Annotated in this window: 16 protein-coding genes; 10 read left to right on the top strand and 6 right to left on the bottom strand. The window is 68.5% G+C overall.

Annotation, left to right across the window (positions count from 1 at the left end; genetic code table 11):
* Nucleotides 1-55: 55 nt before the first annotated feature.
* The 4 genes from AXW62_RS01885 to AXW62_RS01900 all read right to left on the bottom strand — a co-directional run bounded on the left by AXW62_RS01885 (nt 56) and on the right by AXW62_RS01900 (nt 4,578).
* The gene (locus tag AXW62_RS01885) at nt 56-1,171 is read right to left on the bottom strand and encodes an inosamine-phosphate amidinotransferase 1 (protein WP_244502731.1); all 1,116 of its coding nucleotides are present in this window, start codon (nt 1,169-1,171) and stop codon (nt 56-58) included.
* A gap of 75 nt (nt 1,172-1,246) precedes the next feature.
* Nucleotides 1,247-2,569, bottom strand: a complete 1,323-nt coding sequence (locus AXW62_RS01890) for an ATP-grasp domain-containing protein (RefSeq protein ID WP_060942925.1) — start codon at nt 2,567-2,569, stop codon at nt 1,247-1,249.
* Nucleotides 2,570-2,582: 13 nt separating this feature from the next.
* Nucleotides 2,583-3,434, bottom strand: a complete 852-nt coding sequence (locus tag AXW62_RS01895) for an SDR family NAD(P)-dependent oxidoreductase (RefSeq protein WP_060942926.1) — start codon at nt 3,432-3,434, stop codon at nt 2,583-2,585.
* A 16-nt stretch (nt 3,435-3,450) separates the two neighbouring features.
* The gene (locus AXW62_RS01900) at nt 3,451-4,578 is read right to left on the bottom strand and encodes an SIS domain-containing protein (RefSeq protein WP_159060786.1); all 1,128 of its coding nucleotides are present in this window, start codon (nt 4,576-4,578) and stop codon (nt 3,451-3,453) included.
* A gap of 551 nt (nt 4,579-5,129) precedes the next feature.
* Here AXW62_RS01900 and AXW62_RS01905 point away from each other — a divergent pair.
* Nucleotides 5,130-6,422, top strand: coding sequence for a phosphoribosylamine--glycine ligase (locus AXW62_RS01905; protein ID WP_060942928.1), 1,293 nt, complete (start codon nt 5,130-5,132; stop codon nt 6,420-6,422).
* Between the two features lie 274 nt (nt 6,423-6,696).
* Nucleotides 6,697-7,896 (top strand): multidrug effflux MFS transporter, encoded by a 1,200-nt coding sequence (locus AXW62_RS01910; RefSeq protein ID WP_214516832.1) that lies wholly within the window; start codon nt 6,697-6,699, stop codon nt 7,894-7,896.
* A gap of 632 nt (nt 7,897-8,528) precedes the next feature.
* Here AXW62_RS01910 and AXW62_RS01915 read toward each other — a convergent pair.
* Both AXW62_RS01915 and AXW62_RS01920 read right to left on the bottom strand, forming a co-directional pair.
* Nucleotides 8,529-8,807, bottom strand: a complete 279-nt coding sequence (locus AXW62_RS01915; RefSeq protein WP_060942930.1) for an HPr family phosphocarrier protein — start codon at nt 8,805-8,807, stop codon at nt 8,529-8,531.
* Between the two features lie 65 nt (nt 8,808-8,872).
* Complete coding sequence (locus AXW62_RS01920) at nt 8,873-10,909, bottom strand: transketolase family protein (RefSeq protein WP_060942968.1); 2,037 nt, start codon at nt 10,907-10,909, stop codon at nt 8,873-8,875.
* Nucleotides 10,910-11,210: 301 nt separating this feature from the next.
* On the opposite strand from AXW62_RS01920, the gene AXW62_RS01925 reads away from it, so the two are divergent.
* The 8 genes from AXW62_RS01925 to AXW62_RS01960 all read left to right on the top strand — a co-directional run bounded on the left by AXW62_RS01925 (nt 11,211) and on the right by AXW62_RS01960 (nt 19,041).
* A complete protein-coding gene (locus AXW62_RS01925) occupies nt 11,211-11,939 on the top strand; it encodes a GntR family transcriptional regulator (RefSeq protein ID WP_060942931.1) in 729 nt (242 codons plus the stop codon).
* 38 nt (nt 11,940-11,977) lie between these two features.
* Nucleotides 11,978-12,433, top strand: a complete 456-nt coding sequence (locus AXW62_RS01930; RefSeq protein ID WP_030832884.1) for a PTS sugar transporter subunit IIA — start codon at nt 11,978-11,980, stop codon at nt 12,431-12,433.
* Nucleotides 12,430-12,711, top strand: coding sequence for a PTS sugar transporter subunit IIB (locus AXW62_RS01935; RefSeq protein ID WP_030832887.1), 282 nt, complete (start codon nt 12,430-12,432; stop codon nt 12,709-12,711). The genes AXW62_RS01930 and AXW62_RS01935 overlap by 4 nt, the downstream gene beginning before the upstream one ends.
* A gap of 299 nt (nt 12,712-13,010) precedes the next feature.
* Nucleotides 13,011-14,402 (top strand): PTS ascorbate transporter subunit IIC, encoded by a 1,392-nt coding sequence (gene ulaA / locus AXW62_RS01940; RefSeq protein ID WP_060942932.1) that lies wholly within the window; start codon nt 13,011-13,013, stop codon nt 14,400-14,402.
* A 286-nt stretch (nt 14,403-14,688) separates the two neighbouring features.
* Nucleotides 14,689-15,213, top strand: coding sequence for an inositol monophosphatase family protein (locus tag AXW62_RS47000; RefSeq protein ID WP_502688727.1), 525 nt, complete (start codon nt 14,689-14,691; stop codon nt 15,211-15,213).
* A gap of 105 nt (nt 15,214-15,318) precedes the next feature.
* Complete coding sequence (locus AXW62_RS01945; RefSeq protein ID WP_060942933.1) at nt 15,319-16,659, top strand: MFS transporter; 1,341 nt, start codon at nt 15,319-15,321, stop codon at nt 16,657-16,659.
* Between the two features lie 72 nt (nt 16,660-16,731).
* Nucleotides 16,732-17,682: a phosphotransferase gene (locus tag AXW62_RS01950; RefSeq protein ID WP_252368467.1), complete on the top strand. Its 951-nt coding sequence runs from the start codon at nt 16,732-16,734 to the stop codon at nt 17,680-17,682.
* 588 nt (nt 17,683-18,270) lie between these two features.
* Nucleotides 18,271-19,041: a phytanoyl-CoA dioxygenase family protein gene (locus tag AXW62_RS01960; RefSeq protein WP_060942936.1), complete on the top strand. Its 771-nt coding sequence runs from the start codon at nt 18,271-18,273 to the stop codon at nt 19,039-19,041.
* The last annotated feature ends 208 nt before the right edge of the window (nt 19,042-19,249 follow it).

The raw sequence follows: 19,249 nt of genomic DNA on the forward strand, positions 1-19,249 counted from the left end.
TCAGGACCCGTGTCGTGGGGTGCTGAGGTGCCGCGGGGGCTGCCTCCGCAGTCCGTTACTCGAAGTAATTCTCCATGGCGCCTTCACGCCTGGTGTCCAACGTTGTGCAATGAAAGCCGCCTCCGAACATTCGTGCGTGGCGCAGCTTCAGCGGCACAACATCGATGCCATGCTCTTCGAGCACCTTGATCAGCGGCAGCTGATCACGATCCACGACGACGAGTTCGGGGCTTATGCTGAACAGGTTCATATCGATCCAGCTGCTTCCGATGGAGCGCGACAAGTAGTCGCTGTCGAACCGGTCGGAGCCGACCATCGGTGGGCTGTAGACAATCTTCCAGCTATCGAAGATCGGCGGGAGCATCTCCCGCGTCACCCGTTCCGGATTGCAGAGCAGCAACCCGGGCCGCAGCGCCACCACCGATGTGTCGATATGGCTGCCCTGATAGTCGATCCAGCAGACATGAACCCTGAACTCGTCGCCCAGGACGGTCTGGAGCCAGAGCGCACCTAATTCGTTGCCGGTCGAACTGATCAGGTAAAGCAGATCGCGGCCGAGGCGCAGGACATTGGCCGCGTCGAAGACCGGCTCATGATTTTTCGGGACGGGATGCGCGGGATCGACCTCGAACAAGCTGTCCAGCAGCATGGGTTTCGGAGCGCTGTACCATTTTGCGCCCGCCTTGAGGTACTCCACGAGAATCCTGCGGTAACTGTAGGATTCCAGCAGACGGCCGCGGATGGTGTTCGGTGTCTCTATGATGTTGTTTCCCGTGACCAGGAAGATGTCTCGTGGGCAGTAGTTGTAGAAACCCTTGGTGGACCAGAAAGGCGTGGAGACCACCCCGTCATGCGGCCAGGTATCAGGCCGCTTGACGACGATGCCGAGGCTCTCCAGGCACTGAACCATCGCGGCGAGATCTTCTTCCGCCTCTTCGACAACGTACGGCGGGAACGCGCCCGTCGGTATCTGATCGGAGGGGGAGCCGGCAAACTCGGCGGTACGCGTACTCTTGTCGGGATGAGGAAACCGTGCGTTGAGTGGATTTCCGACGATGACCTCCTTCAGGGGATCCCACTCATTGCAGCTCCATACGCCGGAGCCGGTTTCTTCCTCAGGACTCGACGGAGAGGTAGCCCACGGCGCCTCACTGTCAGCTGTGTTCTTCATCGGCCTCACTCCTGTTGGACATAGGGCGTGTGCGTACCTGCCGAGTAACTGATCAGGCCCTTGGCGCGGTCCGTGTCATGCGCTTCGGACGGGACCGCTCGGCCATGGGCTCCGGTGCCCGGCTTCAGGCACCAGGGGGATGCCGAGGCAGCGTTCGATGTCCGCCTTGACCGCGGCGCAGGACTCCTCCGCTCGCACCGGATCGGCGTCGACGACGCGGATCATGCCGAAGCGGTCGAAGTTGCCTCGCATGGCATTGACGCGGCTTCCTGGCTCCAGGCGCACCCACCCGGAGTGCAGCCGGTCGAGGAACGGGTCGAACCAGCCGGGTGCCAGATCGCCGCGCACGGTCGTGGTCTCGGCGGCGGCGAGGAGGGAGTGCGAGACGGCGGCGTTGAGCCGGAGCGGGGCGAGCGGCGCGCCCTGGCCGAGGAAGAGGTCGATCAGGATCGCGAACATGTCCTGGTCAGCGACGGCGTTGACCGTCTCGGGCAGGGCGCCGCCGGCCATCCGCGGGTTGGCCTCGGTCAGCCGGAAACCCCGGGCGGTGCGGATCATCTCGACGTGGAAGATGCCCAGGGTGAGGCCCAGGGTGCGGCACACCTGCGTCGCGTAGGTACCGAGCTCGCGTTCGGCGGCGCCGTCGAGCCCGGAGGGGACGGTGCACCCCAGTTCCAGGACGGGATTGTGCAGCCCGGTCTTCTGAATGGTGGAGACGAGGGGGACGAAGGACCGGCCGTCGGAGGCGACTTCGACGGAGTACAGGTCGCCGATGGCGAGTTCCTCCACGATGAAGCGCTCATCGAAGTGGGCCGACATGCCGGCCGGGAGATAGTCCAGGTTCCCGGCCAGACCGGCGAAGTGGGCGCGTACGTGCGCGGGCTCGTGGGCGATGGTGGTCGCCCCCTTCCCGACGCCCAGGACCGGTTTGACGATGACCGGGTAGCCGATGCGGCCGGCGGCGGCGAGTGCTTCGTCCTCGGAGCCGACCACCGAGAAGGCGAGGCTCGGGAGGCCGGCCCTGTCGAGGGCGCGCCGGCAGCGTCCCTTGTCGCGAGCGGTGGCGACGCCTTCGGGGGGTGTGCCGCGAACCCCGATCAGGTCGGCGAGCGATGCGGCCAGGGGGATGCAGAAGGCGAGCGTCGAGAGAACCGCGTCGACCTCGCCGGGCCGGGTTCCCGCCGCCCGCAGCGTGGCCAGCAGGTCCTCGGGTGTACGCACGTCGTGCATCTCGGCGGTGCGGTCCGCCAGTTTCCGCGCGAGCCGGCGCTGATGCGGCGATGCCGTGAAGTCGTACCGGGGCGAATACAGGTAGGTCACGGTGTGACCGGCCTGCTTGGCGTAATCGATCGCGTTGACGCCCGACCCTGAAGTCTCCACGAAGACGAGGTGGCTCATGAAATTCCTCGCTTCATATGGTGGTGTTCTCCTGATGTCCCACTTCGCGCCGGGCGGCGTGAAACTCTTCGGCGTGGTAGAAGTCGTATTCGTCGGACGTGGCGTCCGAGGACTTGGCCACCCACTCGATGAATTCGGCGGAGAACTCGGGGGTGATGGTCCGCATATGGTCCTTGGGCGAGCGGTCGTGCCACTCGCCCTCCTGGAAGGGCGGCAGGCCGGCGGTCTTCACGCCGAACGCCGGATCCATCCGCGGGTGCCGGCGCAGGTCGCGCTGGAGGTCGGTGTCGACGATTCCGGGGTGGGCGCGGACGACGGTGACGTAGGGTGCCGTGAGCTCGAACTCGCGGCTCTGGATGAGGGCCATCCTGCTCAGCGCGGCTTTGGTCATGCTGTACAGCCCCAGGCAGGCGAAGGACAGCTCCGGCACCGGACGCGCCAGGGACGAGGTGACGTAGACCACGCGTGCGCCGTCCGCCGCGAAGCGCCCGGCCCTCAGCAGCGACGTCGTGATGGCGAGCGGTGCGTAGACGTTCACCCGGAATGCCTGGTCGACCTCGGCGGGGGAGACCTCGTGGAGCCAACCCAGGGGCGACACCGCCGCGTTGTGGATGAGCGTCGTGACCCGGTGGCCCGGGTGCGCATCGAACCACGCCCCCAGGCATGGCTCGATGCGTGCCACGTCCGCCAGGTCCACGCTCAGGTTGTGGAGCTCGTGCGGCTCACGCCGAGCAGCGCTCCCGGTGTCCTGGGCAGGCGTTCTCGACACGTTGAGCACGTCCGTGTACGCGAGGAACGCCTGCACCAGGCAGCGGCCGATACCGCGGCTTCCTCCGGTGATGAGAGCGAGCGGCTTGTGTTCCATGGAGGGATGCGACCCGTCAGCCGACGGAGGCGGCGGACGTCGGTTCCAGGCTCGACGGGATGTCGACGCACTTGGGGAACAGTTCGATCGAGCGCTGGCTCCACCAGGGGTTGCCGGCCGCGATCGAGATGAGGTCCCGCCCGGTCACGTCGGCGTGGAGGCCGAGGTAGTAGGCGATGTAGACCGTGAAGAAGTGGCCGAAGAAGAACTTCTTGAAAAAGTTCTCCTGGTCGAGGTCGATGGTGACGAACTCGATGTTCCGGTTCTGGGGGACGCTCTTGTCCCCGAACAGCCTTTCCAGCGTTTGGATCTTGTTCCGCGTGTAGTCGTCCGCGTTGGCGTCGCGAAACACGACCATGGCCTGCTTGGCGGACGGATCGGAGTACGCGGCGACCTCGGTGTGGCTGAACTCGTGGAGCAGGTTGCGGTGGGTCGGGACCATCGCGATCTCGTTGAAGAACATGGTCGTCTGCTTGAGCAGGGTCACATACCAGTCGGCGGTGCCCAGCAGGACGATCCTGCTGTCCCTCAGCTTCTCGGCGATGGCCTCCGCCCGCTTGAGCGTGCCCGCGCTGAACTCGTTCTTGAGGAACGTGACCGACTCCTCCAGCTCCTCCTTGTAGGAGCGCTGCGTGATGCCCAGCTGGTGGAAGAGGTCGAGGAATATCGCGAAGAACTGCTGCACGTGGTAGAGGGGGTACTCCCGGTCCGCGTGCCGCAGCTTGTACTGGATCAGCGAGCTGCCGTGCTCCCGGCACAGCCCGGCGATCTTGCCACCGCCCGTGAGGACGATCAGGTTCTGATTGCCGGTCATCTCACGCATGGTGTCGTAGAACAGACACGGTTCGACCGACCAGCCGCTGTAGCAGACGATGATCGTCAGCGTGGAGGGGTCCTTCATGACCTCTCGGTCGACGAACCATTCCAGGTCGTAGTCGTTGATGACCTGGACCTGAACGGGAATGCGTTCGGACAGGAAGAAGCCCTTCACAATGTCCGACACAACCGAGGAGCAGCCCATCCCGTAGAAGACGATCCGCTTGAACTGCCCTGATGCGATACGCTCCCGCAGACTTTCGTCCAGACCGCTGAGATCGTACTCATGTCCCCAGAGAAGGCTCTCGAAAAGGGGGTTCCCCAACATTGGCTCGAGTCGCTCTAAGCGCGGTTGCACTTGCATGGCTCCTTCCGAGAAGGGGTTTCCGGGGGAAACTAGTGGGAGGCGTGAGAAAGTGTCAAGAGAGCGTTGGACGGAAAATCCAGCCCGGGAAGGCCAATAAGCGCGGATTCACTGAGGGGATGTTCGTGTGGGTTTGTTCCGCCGTGCGGCTTTCGTGACCGATCATCTTTACCACTCTTTGAGTGGTATGCGAATTTATCCACCTGCGACTAATGGCCATTGGGTCTGTACTCGGAGCGTCCTCGCCGACCTCCCCGGGCGACGTCAGCAGATCCTTGATCAGAAACGTCGTCCGGGAAATCTGCCCCCCGGGCTGGTGGAAGGCGGGCCTTCTGCCGCCCCGGCGACCGTGCGATATCCGTCCGCCGCCGGCATCGCGAGTACCGTTCCGGCGCGTTGATGCGTGACCGCTTCCCGGAGATGTCTTCGGTTCCAGGAGGGGTTGCCGACGGATGTCACCCGCCCGATAATGCCACAGGCCCTGTCTCGAAACTCCGAACCCGAGGAATTCAACGATGCCCAGGTTTATGCTGTTCGGGGAAGGCAACGCGAAGGAACAGGCGTTCTGCGAGCAAAGCTGGCGGGTTGGAGCTCGCGCCGATGACTTGCTGTGCTGCATGTACGGTCGGAACCACTACCTTGAGCGAAACTCGCGGACGGTACGCGTCAGTGGCGTCGATGAAGCGATTTCGGTCGGCAGGGCGCGCGGTGTGGACACGATTGTCATGCTGGCGATCGAGCAATTCGAGGCCGGTCATGTCGAGATCTTCCAGAGCGCCGGTTTCCGGGTGTTCGGCGTGTCCGCCTCGGCAACCTTCCTGGAGAACAGCAAAGTCCAGGCGAAAGCGTTCATGAAGCGACACGGGGTAGCGTCCGCGCCCAGCGTCCCGTTTGGTGACGCCGCCGAGGCGGAGAGGTTTTTGGTCAAAAACTGGGCGCACAGGCGATTCGTTGTCAAAGCAAGCTGCTATTTAAGTGATATTAAATTTAGCTGCACCGTTCCAGACACCCTCGAAGAGGCGATCGAGGCCGTCCGCCGACTCTCCGGTCATCTTGCGGAGATGGGAGCCCCCGCGGACATGGTTTTGGAAGAGAGGGTCGAGGGACGTGAATTTTCCGTTCATGTCCTGGTCGATGGAGCCGACTACAGAGTTCTCCCGATGATCAGGGACTACAAACAACTTCTGGAAGGCAACAAGGGCCCCAATACGGCGGGGATCGGATCTATTGCCGTGGCGACCGACTGGGACCGGGATCTGATGGCCGATTTACAGTCGAGAGTCATACAACCGACCATAGACGGGTTGTTGCGCGAGGGCATTGAGTACAAGTTCATTCTCTATATCGGCGTCATGATGACACACGACGGCCCGATCGCGCTCGAGTACAACGTGCGGCCGGGCACTCCGGAGTTTCCGACTCTGCTGGCGCTGGCGAAGACGAGCGGACTGGAGATGGTCGAGGCGATCCACGACGGCAAGCTCGGATCACTGGATCTCGAGTGGGAAGACGACGAACCCTGCTCCGTTGCCGTCACGCTGACCACGTCCGGGTACCCCCTGTCAGCCGATGGACTCGGCGAGCCGATATTCGGTCTCGAAGAACTGGATGACGATGTGTGGCCGCTCGCGGAATATATGCCGGCGGACCCGGTGCCCATCGCGTCGAACGGTAGGGTACTGACCCTCGTCGCACGCGGGAAGTCGTTTCAAGAGGCTCGGGGCCGGGTTTATCGAAACGTCGACAGAATACGGTTTCGAGGACGTTACTGCCGACGGGACATCGGCGACCTGGTTGCGCTCGAATAGCCGCGCGATGCTCTGGTGCCCGGCCCTCGGGCGGGTTACCGCGTCGGAAGTACGGCACGGCTGCCGCGGGTGAGCGTGCACCGCTTCGGCGCTGCGCGCCACAGCCTGACGGCCGGTGGCGACGCGACACATGCCGGGAACAGCGGCAGAACAGCGGCAAAACAGTGGCAGAACTGTGGCATAAGAGGACAGCGCAAACGCGTGAGAGAAAGGCCGCATGTCCAGATCCGGTGACACCCCAAAGTCCATGGCCCGGCCGCGTCGCATGATTTTCATGGTGCTGACCGCAATGTCGGTGCTTCCGGTGACGATCTATGTGCCGGCACTTCCCGATATTGCGGACGACTTCGAGACCAGCTATACGCTGGTGAATCTTTCGGTTGCCGGGTATGCGATTGCCACCGCCCTGACCGAAGCTGTTTCGGGCGTTCTGTCGGATCGGTACGGGCGTCGGCCGGTTGCCCTGGCATCTGTTTCGATCTTCATCGGCGCGTCTGTCGGCTGTGCGCTGGCGCCCACTATCGAAGTGTTCCTGGTGTGCCGCACGGCCCAGGCGGCGATCGCTGCATGTTTTTCGGTGGCAATGGTCGTCATCAAGGAGACGTCGAGTGGGCGTGCGGCGGTCAAGGAAATTGGCTTCGCGGGAATGGGATGGGCGCTGGCCCCGATGTGTGGGCCCACGTTGGGCGGGGTTCTGAACGAGCTGTTCGGATGGCGTACGATCTTCGTCGTCCTCGCGATCCTCGGCGGAGCGGTTCTCATGGCGTCGGTGCGGCAGCTGAGAGAAACATCCGGCTCATCGGGAACCTCCAAGGGAAACCTTCTCGCCTCGTTTCGACGAGTGCTGGCTTCGCCTCGGTTCTGGGCCTACACGCTCTGTATGGCCTGCTCGACAGGGACGCTCTATGTGTTCCTGGGGGGTGCGCCCTTGGCCATGAGCGGCCACTTAGGCGGATCGAGTGTGGCGTTGGGCCTTTACATGGCCATGGTTCCGGGCGGATTCGTCGTGGGCAGCTACCTGACCGGAATCTGTGGTTCTCGATTCTTCAGAAGTCACCTGCTCGTCTGTGCGCGCGTCGTGACGTGCGGGGGGTTGTTGGCCGGTTTGCTCCTCGCGACGCTGAGTGAGATTCAACCTCTTCCGTTCTTTGTTTCCTGCATGTTCATTGGCATAGGAAACGGCCTGACCACACCTGTCGTCAATACGGGAGTGATGTCTGAGCGCGATGATCTCGCGGGGACTGCGACAGGTCTGTCCGCCGCCATGTCAATTGGAGGTGGCGCATTGATCTCCTCTGTCGCGGGTGCTTCTCTTGGCGGTACGAGTTCAGTCCGTGTCCTGCTGGGTTTGTTGCTGACGTCGGCATCACTCGCCTTGGTGGCGGCGCTGTTCGCCGCCCTGGTTGACCGACAGCCTCACGCGCGCTCAGCGGCAGGAGGCAGCCGAGCGGTTCGTGCGCGGGAAGAAGGCTGATGGCCGCGTTGCCACCGCGGCGATCGGCCAGCCACCAGGCCCGGGTCCGTCTTCCGTCGCGCTTTCTCCCGTACCGCCGGCGCGGCGGAGGACGGCGGCGCGGAGGGTGGCGGCGCGGCCACACCCGGGGCGGGCACGGCCCGCAGTGAGGCGTGCTCGCCACTGCCAGGGGCCGTCCGCGTGCCGTACCCACGAGCCGGTGGGGAGCGTGCGGTGCCCACGCTCGCCGACCTCACGGATCCCGTCCGGGACGCCCCGGCCACCGCCCCGCTGAGCGGTATCCGGGGCATCCGAGGCCACCGCCCCGTCGGGCGTGGCCGCCCCGCCCGGCGCCGCCCCCCACCCGCGCGGCGCTCGGGGACGTGGCCGTCCCTGGTGCGGAGGCATCGGCGGACGCGAGGTGGGCCCCGTCCGGGCGTAGCCGGTGGCCAGCCAGCCAGCCGACGGGGATCCGCCGTCGCCCTCGCCGATGCCGAGGCCACGCGACGCGCCCGTGCGGCCCGACGCCGCCTACGGTGAGCATCACCCCTGCCCGGCGTCCGTCGCGGCTTCGGCCCCGCGGCCGGCGGGATCACCCGGGCGCGTGCGGGCGACGGGGCGAACGCGGCCGTATCCGTGGCCGGTTCGGGGTGTCAGCCCTCGTCTCCGGCGTCGTGGTCGCGGCTGAGCAGCACCGCCAGTTCCTCCAGGGCGGTTTCGGCGCCTTCGCCTTCGGCGGCCAGTACCACCGAGTCGCCATGGGCGGCGCCCAGCGCCAGCACGGACAGCAGGCTCCGTGCGTCGACGGGGTCCCGGCCGTCGCGGGCGATGGTCACCTTCACCGGCTGCTTGGCGGCGGTCTGGACGAACACGGTCGCGGGCCGGGCGTGCAGCCCGCTGCGGGAACCGATGGCGACGATGCGCTGGGGCATGACGGATGCTCCTTTGACTGGGGGAGTGACGGAGGGAAGGGGTGGCTCAGGAGGGCGGCCGCGGGTCACGGCCGCGCGCTCGCGAGTGATGCCAACGCGGCGGCCACGACGGCGTCCTCGGTCATGCCGACCGACGCCATCGCCTGCTGCGCGGGGGCGGAGGTGCCGAAGCCCTCGACGGTCACGGCCCGGCCGTGCTCGCCGAGCAAGTCGTGCCAGCCGAAGGCGCACCCGGCCTCGACGACGACACGGGCGCGGACCGAGGGCGGGAGCACCGCGTCCCGGTAGGCGGCGTCCTGTTCGGTGAACCACTCCTTGCACGGAACGGACACCACCCGGGCCGCCACGCCCCGCCGGGCGAGCGTGTCCGCGGCCGCCAGGGCGAGTGACACCTCACTGCCGCTGGCCATGAGGACCACGTCCACGGCGTCCACGGCGCCGGCCACCACGTAGGCACCGCGGGCCACTCCGGCACGGACCTCGTCCGCCGGGACCGGCAACACCGGCAGTGCCTGACGGGCCAGGGCCAGTCCGACCGGCCCCGGGCGGTCGAGTGCGCTCAGCCACGCGGCCGCGGTCTCGGTGGCATCGGCCGGGCGGACCACCGACAGCCCCGGCATGGCCCGCAGCGCGGCGAGGTGTTCCACCGGCTGGTGGGTGGGGCCGTCCGCGCCGAGGGCCACGGAGTCGTGGGACCAGACGTGGACCACCGGGAGCTTCATCAGGGCGGCGAGTCTCAGGGACGGCCGCTGGTAGTCGCTGAACACCAGGAAGGTGCCGGCGAACGGGGTGTCGTAGCCGATGAGGGAGATGCCGTTCAGCGCGGCGGCCATCGCGTGTTCGCGTACCCCCCAGTGGATGTTGCGGCCGCTCAGGCCCTGTCCGCCCGCCTCGTCGGCCGGGAGGAACGAACCACCGGACGCGATGGTCGTGCGGTTGCTGTCGCCGAGGTCGGCCGAGCCGCCCCACAGCCGCGGCAGCGCCTCGGCCAGGGACTGGATGACCTTCCCCGAGGCGTCCCGCGGTGCGACCAGGGTTCCCGGCTCGAACACCGGGAGCGCCCCGGCGACCGCGGCGGGGTCCACGGGCCGGATGGCCTGTGCGCGGGCCCGCGCACGCTCGGGGTGGGCGGCCGCCCATGCGGCGAACGCGGTGTCCCAGGCGCGGTGCAGTTCGGCACCCCGGGCGACGGCGCGCCTGGTGTGCCGCAACACCGCCTCCGGAACGGTGAACGGCTCGCCGGTGACGCCCAGCCGGGCCTTGACCGCCGCGGCTTCGGCCGCCCCCAGGGGAGCGCCGTGCGAGGCGGCGGTGTTGACCGCGTTGGGGGCGGGAAAGGCGATCTGCGACTTCAGCGCGATGAGGCTGGGCCGCCCGGTGTGGGCGCGGGCGGTGGTCAGCGCGGTGTCGAGTGCGTCGATGTCGATGTCGCCGTCGGCGGCGAGGCCCACGGTCTGGACGAACCAGCCCTGGGCGGCGAAGCGGGCGGCGGTGTCCTCACGGGTCGTCAGGTCCGTGGACCCCTCGATCTGGATGGAGTTGTCGTCCCAGATCACCACCAGGTTGTCCAGGCGGTGGCGTCCGGCGAGGGCCCCGGCCTCGTAGGAGATGCCCTCCTGGAGGTCGCCGTCGGAGCACAGCACCCATACGGTGCGGTCGGGAAGGCCGGCCGTATCGGCCCCGGCCAGCCGGCCCTGGTCCCGTTTCAGGGCCATGGCCATGCCGACGGCGGTGGCAACGCCCTGGCCCAGCGGCCCGGTCGTGGTTTCCACGCCGACGGTGTGCCCGTACTCGGGGTGGCCCGGGGTCAGGGAGCCGAGCTGCCGGAAGCGCCGCAGGTCGTCCCGTTCGAGGCGGTAGCCGGTGAGGTGGAGTTGGGTGTACTGGAGGATGCTCGCGTGGCCGCAGGAGAGCACGAACCGGTCGCGTCCCTCCCATGTGGCGTCCGCGGGGTCGTGCCGTATGTGGCGCTGGAACAGCAGATGGGCCACGGGAGCCAGCGCCAGCGCGGTGCCCGGGTGGCCGGAGCCGGCCGCCTCGACGGCGTCCACGGTCAGGGCTCGTGCCACGGCGATGGCCCGCTCATCCGCCCTGTCGAGCACGCGCCCGGCCCGGCGGGGGGAGGGCGTGGCCGGCTGCTCTGTCGCGAAGGTCACGGAGACTCCTTGGAGAGGTCATGACGTCATGATGACTTCGGAAACGTAGCCGACATGTCCGTGCGTGCACCAGGGATCTCCCGGGAGGCGAACCTCACAGCTCAGCTGAAGGGCGGAGGGGGAAGATCCAGTACAGAGACGTCGGCGGGCCCTCGTATTTCGCTTTGGTTTCGGCTATTGACGCGTTCAGCAACCTGTAGTCATCATGACGTCTCGACGACATATGAACTCGATGAGGAGATCAGGGATGGCGGGGCACAAGTACGCGCAAGTGCGTGACCACCTTCTGCACCGCATCCGTGACCTCCCCGTGGGCGGACAGCTGCCCGCCGAGAGCGTGCTGTGCGCGGAGTACGAAGTGAGCCGCATCACACTGCGCCGTGCGGTGGACGAACTGGTCCAGGATGGATACCTCGTGCGCGAGCACGGCCGTGGCACCTTCGTGACCCACCCGCGCTACCACCTGAAGCACCGCGAGCGGTTCGTCAACGAGGTCACCGGCTTCCACACCCAGCTATCCCGCCAGGGGCACACCGTCACCTCCGAGGTGGTCGCCCAGGAGCGGATACGGGCCGGGGCCCGGCTGGCGGCCGCGCTCGACATCAGCCGGGCCGCATCGGTCATCCGGCTGGAGCGGCTGCGCCGGGTCAACGGAGTGGTGCACCATCTGGCCGAGTCGTTCGTGCCGGAGGAGCGGTTCCCGGATGTCCTGACCACCGACTTCACCTCCACCTCGCTCTACGCCTATCTGCGCGCCCACCACGATCTGCTGCTCGCCCGCAACGAGATCGTGGTCGGCCTGCACATCTGCGACGAGCGCGAGGCGGGCCTGCTCGGCGTGGCCGAAGGGTCGCCGCTGCTGCTGGCCACCTCATGTGTCTTCGAACCGGGTGGGAAACCGGTCATCCACGGCACATCGAAATTCCTCCCCGAGACCGCGGAACTCTCCTTCGACATCGTCGCCGATGTCGAGTAGGGCTCTCCACCGGCCTTGGAACAACCCTGTAGGTGCACATGCTGAGTGATCTCCTGACCGAGGAGAAGATACGTTTCTCCTCGGACAAGCTGAACTGGCGGGACGCCGTGACCCAGGTCGCCCGGCCGCTCCTCGACGCGGGTGACATCACCCCCGGCTACGTCCAGGCCATGCTGGAGTCGATCGCGGCCGGCGGAACGTACATCGATCTGGGCCACGGCATCGCGCTGGCCCACGCACGGCCCGAGAAGGGGGCCCTGCGCACCGCCGTCTCGATGCTCCGGCTCGCGGAGCCCGCCCCGCTGCTCGACCAGCCGGAGCACGCGGTCGACCTCTACTTCTGCTTCGCGGCCGTCGACGCCGAGGCGCATATGAGCGCCATGGCGTCCCTCGCCCGCATCCTCTCGGACGTCCGGACCCGTCAAGCGCTGCGCGACGCCTCCTCAGCGCCCGATGTCATCAAGTTGATCACTCAGTTCGAGGAGTCCCGATGAAGTTTCTGGCCATGTGCAGCACCGGACTCGGCAGCAGTTTCATGGTGCGCATGAACATCGAGACCATCGTCGGTGAGCTGGGGCTCTCGGACGTCACGGTCGAGCACTCCGACATCAGCTCGGCCGGACCGGGCAGCGCCGATGTGTTCTTCGTGGCGAAGGACCTGGAGGACGCCGCTCAGGGCCTGGGCGACGTGGTTGTCCTCAACAGCATCATCGACATGGACGAACTGCGTGAAGCGGTGAAGTCCGCCGCCGCCCGGCACGGGCTGCTCTGACCCGCACCCACCCGTTCGTCCCGGCGCGGCGCGGCCCGATGTGGCGGCGCCCGCCCCACCGCACATCGGGCAGCCACCGCCCATGCGCCCTGGGCCCGCGGCACACCGCGTGCACCACCGTCATGCGCACTCCCCGCGCAACCCTGCGCATCCCGGCCCGCAGCACTCGACGTCCCCCTTCCCCGTCGATCACGGGCCGCGCCACCGCCCGTCCGGCCGTGCGCCCTCCCGCCGCTCACCCCGGCATCCACCGTTCCCCGCCGTCACGGCCTCGTCGTGCCCGAAGAGAGGCGTTGTCAGTGAACAGCGTTCTGCAGAACCTTCTCGATGTCTTCCGCGAACCCTCCGTCATCGTCGGCCTGATCGCCCTCCTGGGCCTTGTGCTGCAACGCAAGTCCCTCTCCGACACCATCAAGGGGACGACCAAGGCATTCGTCGGCTTCCTCGTCCTGGCGGCGGGCGCCGGAGTGGTCTCCGATGCCCTGACTCCGTTCGGCGACATGTTCCAGCACGCCTTCGGGGTCCAGGGCGTCGTGCCCAACAACGAGGCCATCGTCGGCAAGGTCCTCACCGACTACGGATCCCAGGCCGCGCTGATCTTCTTCTTCGGCATGGTGGTGAACGTGCTCCTGGCGCGGTTCACCCGGTTCAAGTTCATCTACATGTCCGGGCATGTCGCCCTGTACCTGGCGGCGATGATCGCCGTGATTCTCATCGCCAACGGCTTCAGCTCCTGGCAGGCCGTCCTCTGGGGCGCTCTCGCCCAGGGCCTGATCACAACCCTCTCGCCCGCCCTCGTCCAGCCCTGGATGCGCCAGGCCACCAAGAACGACAACGTGGCGCTCGGCCACACGGGCAACTTCGGCATCGCCACCAGCGGTCTGGTGGGCAAGCTCTTCGGCAACCCCGAGAAGTCCACGGAAGACCTGAAGATCCCCAAGGGGCTCGGCTTCCTGCGGGACACCACCGTCGTCATCGCCAGCTCCATGGGCGTCATCTATCTGCTCGTCACCCTGGTGGCCGGGCAGGGCTACGTCGAGGACAAGCTGAGCAACGGCCAGTGGTATCTGCTGTGGGCCGTGATGCAGGCCGGTAAGTTCGCCGCCGGCGTGTTCATCATCCTGGCCGGTGTCCGAGTCGTCCTGGCCGAGATCATCCCCGCCTTCAAGGGCATCTCCGAGAAGCTGGTCCCCAACGCCCGGCCCGCCCTCGACGTCCCGATCGTCTTCACCTTCGCCCCGAACGCCGTGCTGATCGGCTTCCTGTCCAGCTTCGTGGGGGGACTCATCGGGATGGGCGTCCTCGTCGCCGTCGGGGGCACGATCATCATCCCCGGCATCGTCGCCCACTTCATGACCGGCGCGGCCTCCGGCGTCCTCGGCAACGCGACCGGCGGACGGCGCGGCGCGGTACTCGGCGCCATGGTCAACGGCCTCCTGATCACGTTCCTCCCGCTGCTCGTCCTGCCCTTCCTCGGTGACGTCGGACTGCAGAACTCCACCTTCTCGGACGCCGACTTCGGCGTCTCCGGGCTGCTGCTCGGCGGGGCCGTCCGCATCAGCCACGCCGCCGTCATCGGCCTGATCGTCTGCGCGCTGGCCGCCGTCTTCGTCGGCAGCGCCCTCACCGGCCGCCGGCGGGCCGGCGAGGAAGAAGCCGCCACGGCCGGTGAGCGGCAGCCTACCGCCTGAACCACCCGCCCCGGCGCGGCCCGGCACCCCACCGGGCCGCGTCGTCGGGTACCGGCACCCCACGCCGTGGCGCCCCGCCGCCGAGGGGTCTCGGCGTGGGTGGGGGGCGCGGGCTGCCGGTCGTCCGGAACTCGCCGGGAGGGGCGGTCGCTGGGGTGACGGGATACGCGCGGCCCTCACCAGGCGGCCGCCGCTCGTTCGGTGGCACCGGATCCGGCCACCGCGGCGCGGCCCCGGGCCGGTGAACGCCGGACACGGACCCGCGTGGGCACTATCGTCCTGCGCCATGGGGACCACTGGCACCACGCAGCTCTTGGTGGTCCCCCCGAGAGGACCGGGTACCGGAGACACTGGGCGATCTGGTGCGGGCCGTCGGCTTCGTGATGCAGCCCGAGCACCACGTCGACCTGCGTCCGGCGGCCGAGCGCTATCTGAGCCGGCACCTGAACGGCCACACCTGGCGCTACTTCGAGCGCCGGCGGCTCACCGGGCTCGGGCTGCCCGGCGCGGCCCCCGCGCGCCGTGTGCTCGTGCCACGCACCGCGACGGTGCGACGGACCGGCCTTCGGCGAGGTGGTCGGGGCCCACTTCCGCACGCTGCGCGCCGGACACGCCAAGGGCCGCCGGCCGTCTGGACGGCTACTACGAGGCCGACCTCCGGCCGTGGGACCACGCGGCCGGAGCGCTGATCGCCCAGGAGGCGGGCACGTGGGTGGGGGGTGCCCCCGGGGCACAACCCGGCGGCGCGCTGACGCTCGCCTGCGCGCCCGCCCTCGCCGACAGGCTGCGCGCGCTGGTCGGTGCGGAGTGACGGCGCCGCAGGAGCCCGCGGCGGTGGCCGCGCGACGCCGCGAGTCCGTGCCGGGGGCGGAAAACCAGTGGCGCGCGACGGAGGACGACCGCACCGTGGCCGGCGATGGCTGATCCCCTCCGCGACAACGACCAGGGCGGCACTCCGGGCCGGGCCCAGGCCGAGGCGCGGCGCTCCGACACCTCGGCAGGTCCGGACTCCGGTGGTGGCCGGGCCCGGCGCACGGGCTTCCGCCTCCTCGTCGGTTCGCACGTGCTCAACGAGACGGGGGCCGCGGCGACGCTCGTGGTGCTGCCGCTGACCGCGGTCCTGGCCCTGGACGCGTCGGCCTGGCAGACGGCCCTGATCGAGAGCGCCTACTTCGCCGCCTATCTGGTCCTCGGACTGCCCGCCGGGGCGCTGGTCGAGCGGATGCGCCTGCGCCGCGTCATGATCGCCGCCGACGTGACCCGATGCGTGGCCCTGGCATCGCTGCCGCTCGCCTGGGCGGGCGATGTGCTGTCCCTGCCGATGATCTACGGGGCGGCGCTGCTGCTCGGCGGCGCGCAACTGTTCGGCGACATCGCCGACCACAGCTACCTGCCGCACCTGGTCAGCGACGACCGTCTGGTCCAGGGCAACAGTACGCTCCAATTGGTGCGGTCCGGAGCGGAGCTGGGCGGGCCCGGACTCGGCGGGCTGTCCGTGCAGGGGCTCGGCGCGTACTGGGCGCTGGCGGCGAACGCCGTCGCCTCGGCCGTCTCGGCCGTGCTGCTGTGGCGCATCGCGGTGCCCGAGCCGAAGCCGCCCAAGCCGCCGCATGGCCTGGTCCGACAGACCTGGGAAGGACTGCGCTTCGTCCGCGACCACAAGGTGCTGCGCGCGTTCGCGCTGTCGGCCGGGCTGAACAACTTCGTCTTCTCCGGGGCGTTCGCGCTGAACGTGGTGTTCCTGAGCAAGGTCGTCGCCGTTCCGCCCGGCCTGGTCGGAGTGCTTCTCGCGTCCGGCGCGGTGGGCGCGCTGACCGGAGCCTGGTTGACGCCCCGCCTGGCCCGGCGCTTCGGGGACGCCCGGACCGCCGTGCTCGCGGTGCCCGCGGCGGCCCCGTTCCTCTTGCTGACTCCGCTGACCGACGACGGCTGGAGGATCGCGCTCTTCCCCCTCTCGCACATCGCCATCAGCGTCGGCGTCACGGCTTTCAACATCCTCCAGGTCACCTACCGCCAGCGGGCCTGTCCGGCGGGCATGCTCAGCCGGGTGTCGGCGATCTTCCGTTTCGCGGTATGGGGCGTGGCCCCCCTCGGTGCCATGGCCGGTGGCGCGCTCGCGGCACATCTGGGGGTCCGCACGGCGCTGTGGGTGCTGGCCGGGGCGCTGATCGCGGTGGCACCGCTGCTGGTCTGCTCCCCGCTGCGCGGCACGCGGAACTTCGACGTCAACTTTCCCGCGGGGGACACCAGTTGCTAGCGTGGAGCTATGCAGAATCTTCCGGAAGAATTCAATGAAGAACGCTTATGGGATGCTTTAAGAGGATTTCGCGTGCCTCCCTCGAGCGTCTCCTACGCCCCGGTCGGCTTCGGGGACTACCACTGGCAGGTCATCGACGAGGACGGCAGGCCGTGGTTCGCCACCGTCTCCGATCTCGAGCACAAGGAGTACTGCGGACGGGGCGCCGCAGCGGCGCTGGAGGGCCTGCGGCGGGCCATGGAGACCGCGCGAACCCTGCGCGAGCGCGACGGACTGCGGTTCGTCGTCGCGCCCGTACCCGCGGCCGACGGCAGGACGGTCGTCGCCCTGGACGCGCGGTACGCCCTCGCGGTGTTCCCCCATGTGCCGGGCCGCCCGGGTCAGTTCGGGCAGCGCCTTTCGGAGGCCGAGCGCGACCAGGTGCTGGAACTCCTGGCGGATCTGCACGGCCGGACGCCGCCGGAGACCACTCCGCCGACCACCCTGGAGCCCGCCGGGCTCAGTGGTGTCCACGAGGCGCTGGGCGAGCTGGACGCCGTGTGGTCGGGCGGCCCGTTCGCCGAGCCCGCCCGGGAGCTGCTGGCCGAGCACGCCGCGACGATCCGCGCCCGCTGCGCGGAGTTCGCCGAGCTGACCGATGAGGTACGGCGCCGTGGGGCACCCCTCGTCGTCACGCATGGCGAGCCGCATCCGGGCAACCTCATCCTGGGCGAGGACGGTTACCGGCTGGTCGACTGGGACACGGTGGGGCTCGCCCCGCCTGAGCGCGACCTGTCCCTCATCTCCGCCGACCCCTCGGAACTGGCGCGCTACACCGAACTCACCGGCCGCACACCGGACCCGGCCGGGCTCGCGCTGTACCGACTGCGGTGGAGCCTGCTGGACGTCGCCGAGTTCGTGGAGTGGTTCCGGGGCGAGCACGACCGCTCCGAGGACACCGAGACCGCCTGGAAGGGGTTCACCGAGACGCTCGGTCAGCTCGCGGACGGTGCGTCCGGTGCGGCAGCACGCCCTGGGGAGTAGGCGGCGCTGCCGACGGCACGTGGAGTGGTGGGCGGTGACGCGTTCCCGGTGCTCGCCGTCCTCACGCAGGGCGTGGTCCTCGAAGCAACAGGACGGCGTCCGCCATGGGGGTGGTAGCCCACCCCGCGACGGCCCGGCTCGGCCCGTTCCCCCTCCAGTCGGCTCGTCCCCCTCTCCAGCGCCGTACGGACCACCGCCGCGGGCCGGGGTGGGGCACGGGACCGGTTTGATCGGCCTGGCCCTGAGGCGCTCGTCCTGGATCTCGACTCCTACGAAGGCCACGTCCACGTTGCTTTCCTTGATCCTCTCGAGCAGCCCCGCGGTTCCCCGCTGTGACGTCTCGGTCATCTTGGGCTGCCGTCCGGAGAAGACCCGGCGCGACGGGGCCTGAAGCCCGGCAGCCGCGCCCGTGAACGCGGTCATGAGCCCGGCAGCGCGGGCTCCCAAGACCCGGTGGACGAGCGAAACGTCCCCCGCTGCCTCCGCCTTCGGCGGCAACGCGGCGAGGGGGACGAGGCGAGGGGGCGCGGCGGCGAGGGGGCGAAAACCCATTCGCCGGTGACCGCTGGTTCTTGGCAGTCTGGGGTCATGTTGACGGACGACCAGGTCAACCGGTTCATCGAGGACGGTTTCGTCAAGGTCGAGCAGGCGTTTCCCGAGGAGGTGGCGGCTGAGTGCCGGGCGATCCTGTGGAGGGACACCGGATGCGATCCCGACGACCCGGTCACCTGGACCAGGCCGGTGATCAGGATCAACGGCCATACGGAAGAACCGTTCCGGGTGGCCGCCAACAGCCCTCGGCTGACCGCGGCATTCGACCGGCTGGTCGGGCCGGGTCGCTGGACGCCACGCGGCGGGCTCGGCACGTTTCCGATCCGGTTTCCCAGCGCCCAGCCGCCCGGCGACGACGGATGGCACCTCGACGCGAGCTTCCAGGGCGACGCCGACCCGGCCGACTGCTTCAGCTACCGCGTCAACGTGGCCTCCAAGGGACGGGCCCTGCTCATGCTCTTTCTCTTCTCCGAGATCGGCGAGAACGAAGCGCCCACCCGCATCCGGGTCGGTTCGCACCTCGACGTGGCACCCCTGCTGGCGCCGTACGGCGAGCACGGCCTGACGATGTTGGACATCTCGACGCGGGCCGTACCGGCGACCGAGCACCGTGCGGTCACCTTCGCCACTGGCCGGCCCGGTGATGTCTACCTGTGCCACCCGTTTGTGGTACACGCCGCTCAACCGCACCACGGCACACGGCCGCGGTTCCTCGCCCAGCCGCCCTTGGACCCGGCCGAGCCGTACGACGTGGACCACGGGATCTCGCCGGTCGAGCAGGCGATCCGGCGCGGCCTGGGCCGGTAGGCACGGCTGCGTCTGGGGCGGTTCGTGTGCCAAGGGGGGAGCACCCAAGGCCTCCGCCCGTCCGCTGTTTTCCGGCGGGGCCCGCGGAGCGCCGCGCTTTCGGGTGGTTCGCCGGCGTTCTGATGGCCGGGGTGGCCGCTTGGCGGGCAGCGTGTCGGTCGCCGTCCACAACGGGGCCAGGAACTGCCGCACCTCGGCCCCTCACCTG

This window comes from Streptomyces hygroscopicus subsp. hygroscopicus (assembly GCF_001553455.1).
GTDB lineage: Bacteria > Actinomycetota > Actinomycetes > Streptomycetales > Streptomycetaceae > Streptomyces > Streptomyces hygroscopicus.